We start from the raw sequence: 3,161 nt of genomic DNA, 5'->3' as shown, positions 1-3,161 counted from the left end.
AAGACACTTTCGGGTTGTGAGGTTAAGCGAATAAGCGTACACGGTGGATGCCTAGGCAGTCAGAGGCGATGAAGGACGTGCTAATCTGCGATAAGCGCCGGTAAGGTGATATGAACCGTTATAACCGGCGATTTCCGAATGGGGAAACCCAGTGCAATTCGTTGCACTATCATTACCTGAATACATAGGGTAATGAAGCGAACCGGGAGAACTGAAACATCTAAGTACCCCGAGGAAAAGAAATCAAACGAGATTCCCCCAGTAGCGGCGAGCGAACGGGGAGCAGCCCAGAACCTTAATCACTATCAGCATCAGGAGAACAGTCTGGAAAGGCTGGCCGCAGCAGGTGATAGCCCTGTATCCGAAGGTGTTGGTAGTGTGAGTTCGATGAGTAAGGCGGGACACGTGTTATCCTGTCTGAATATGGGGGGACCATCCTCCAAGGCTAAATACTCCTGACTGACCGATAGTGAACCAGTACCGTGAGGGAAAGGCGAAAAGAACCCCGGCGAGGGGAGTGAAAAAGAACCTGAAACCGTGTACGTACAAGCAGTGGGAGCACCCTTTGGGGTGTGACTGCGTACCTTTTGTATAATGGGTCAGCGACTTATATTCTGTAGCAAGGTTAACCGAATAGGGGAGCCGCAGGGAAACCGAGTCTTAACTGGGCGTCTTAGTTGCAGGGTATAGACCCGAAACCCGGTGATCTAGCCATGGGCAGGTTGAAGGTTGGGTAACACTAACTGGAGGACCGAACCGACTAATGTTGAAAAATTAGCGGATGACTTGTGGCTGGGGGTGAAAGGCCAATCAAACCGGGAGATAGCTGGTTCTCCCCGAAAGCTATTTAGGTAGCGCCTCGTGAATTCATCTCCGGGGGTAGAGCACTGTTTCGGCTAGGGGGTCATCCCGACTTACCAACCCGATGCAAACTGCGAATACCGGAGAATGTTATCACGGGAGACACACGGCGGGTGCTAACGTTCGTCGTGAAGAGGGAAACAACCCAGACCGCCGGCTAAGGTCCCAAAGTCATAATTAAGTGGGAAACGAAGTGGGAAGGCTCAGACAGCCAGGATGTTGGCTTAGAAGCAGCCATCATTTAAAGAAAGCGTAATAGCTCACTGGTCGAGTCGGCCTGCGCGGAAGATGTAACGGGGCTAAATTATGCACCGAAGCCGCGGCAGCGATATGTAAATATTGTTGGGTAGGGGAGCGTTCTGTAAGCCTGTGAAGGTGACCTGTGAGGGTTGCTGGAGGTATCAGAAGTGCGAATGCTGACATAAGTAACGATAATGCGGGTGAAAAACCCGCACGCCGGAAGACCAAGGGTTCCTGTCCAACGTTAATCGGGGCAGGGTGAGTCGACCCCTAAGGCGAGGCTGAAAAGCGTAGTCGATGGGCAACGGGTTAATATTCCCGTACTGGTGGTAACTGCGAAGGGGGGACGGAGAAAGCTAAATCATCCGGGCGACGGTTGTCCCGGTTTAAGCGTGCAGGTGGACTGACCAGGCAAATCCGGTCGGTTGTTAACACTGAGGCGTGACGACGAGCCACTACGGTGGTGAAGTGATTGATGCTCTGCTTCCGGGAAAAGCCTCTAAGCTCCAGGTTACCATTAATCGTACCCCAAACCGACACAGGTGGTCAGGTAGAGAATACTCAGGCGCTTGAGAGAACTCGGGTGAAGGAACTAGGCAAAATGGTGCCGTAACTTCGGGAGAAGGCACGCTGGCACTAGGTGAAGTCCCTTGCGGACGGAGCTGAAGCCAGCCGCAGATACCAGCTGGCTGCAACTGTTTATTAAAAACACAGCACTGTGCAAACACGAAAGTGGACGTATACGGTGTGACGCCTGCCCGGTGCCGGAAGGTTAATTGATGAGGTTAGCGCAAGCGAAGCTTCTGATCGAAGCCCCGGTAAACGGCGGCCGTAACTATAACGGTCCTAAGGTAGCGAAATTCCTTGTCGGGTAAGTTCCGACCTGCACGAATGGCGTAATGATGGCCAGGCTGTCTCCACCCGAGACTCAGTGAAATTGAACTCGCTGTGAAGATGCAGTGTACCCGCGGCAAGACGGAAAGACCCCGTGAACCTTTACTATAGCTTGACACTGAACATTGAGCCTTGATGTGTAGGATAGGTGGGAGGCAACGAAGTGTGGACGCCAGTCTGCACGGAGCCATCCTTGAAATACCACCCTTTAACGTTTGATGTTCTAACCCAGACCCGTAATCCGGGTCGGGGACCGTGTCTGGTGGGTAGTTTGACTGGGGCGGTCTCCTCCCAAAGAGTAACGGAGGAGCACGAAGGTTGGCTAAGCATGGTCGGACATCATGCGGTTAGTGCAAAGGCATAAGCCAGCTTGACTGCGAGAGTGACGGCTCGAGCAGGTACGAAAGTAGGTCTTAGTGATCCGGTGGTTCTGAATGGAAGGGCCATCGCTCAACGGATAAAAGGTACTCCGGGGATAACAGGCTGATACCGCCCAAGAGTTCATATCGACGGCGGTGTTTGGCACCTCGATGTCGGCTCATCACATCCTGGGGCTGAAGTAGGTCCCAAGGGTATGGCTGTTCGCCATTTAAAGTGGTACGCGAGCTGGGTTTAGAACGTCGTGAGACAGTTCGGTCCCTATCTGCCGTGGGCGCTGGAAGATTGAGAGGGGTTGCTCCTAGTACGAGAGGACCGGAGTGAACGCACCACTGGTGTACGGGTTGTGATGCCAATTGCATTGCCCGGTAGCTAAGTGCGGAAGAGATAACCGCTGAAAGCATCTAAGCGGGAAACTTGCCTCGAGATGAGTCTTCCCTGACCCTTTAAGGGTCCTGAAGGAACGTTTGAGACTAAGACGTTGATAGGCTGGGTGTGTAAGTGCAGCGATGTATTGAGCTAACCAGTACTAATGAACCGAGAGGCTTAACCTGACAACACCGAAGGTGTTTTGAGTTGAGAGACAACATAAACCAATTTTTCAGATGATGAAGAGAGAGACTACTCCTCTTTATCATAAAGCTTGTTTTGGATTAACGAATTTGCCTGGCGGCCGTAGCGCGGTGGTCCCACCTGACCCCATGCCGAACTCAGAAGTGAAACGCCGTAGCGCCGATGGTAGTGTGGGGTCTCCCCATGTGAGAGTAGGGAACCGCCAGGTTATTATT

The 3,161-nt window shown here is 52.5% G+C and carries 2 rRNA genes; both read left to right on the top strand.

The window, feature by feature from the left end:
- Positions 1-20 precede the first annotated feature (20 nt).
- Positions 21-2,927, top strand: a 23S ribosomal RNA gene (locus N7387_RS21030).
- Between the two features lie 111 nt (positions 2,928-3,038).
- A 5S ribosomal RNA gene (rrf, locus tag N7387_RS21025) occupies positions 3,039-3,154 on the top strand.
- Positions 3,155-3,161 lie beyond the last annotated feature (7 nt).

The sequence above is a fragment of the Morganella sp. GD04133 genome, from assembly GCF_029835375.1.
In the GTDB taxonomy this organism is placed as follows: domain Bacteria; phylum Pseudomonadota; class Gammaproteobacteria; order Enterobacterales; family Enterobacteriaceae; genus Morganella; species Morganella morganii_B.
Note: the sequence above shows the minus strand (reverse complement) of the source record. Positions and strands in the feature narration are given on the sequence as shown.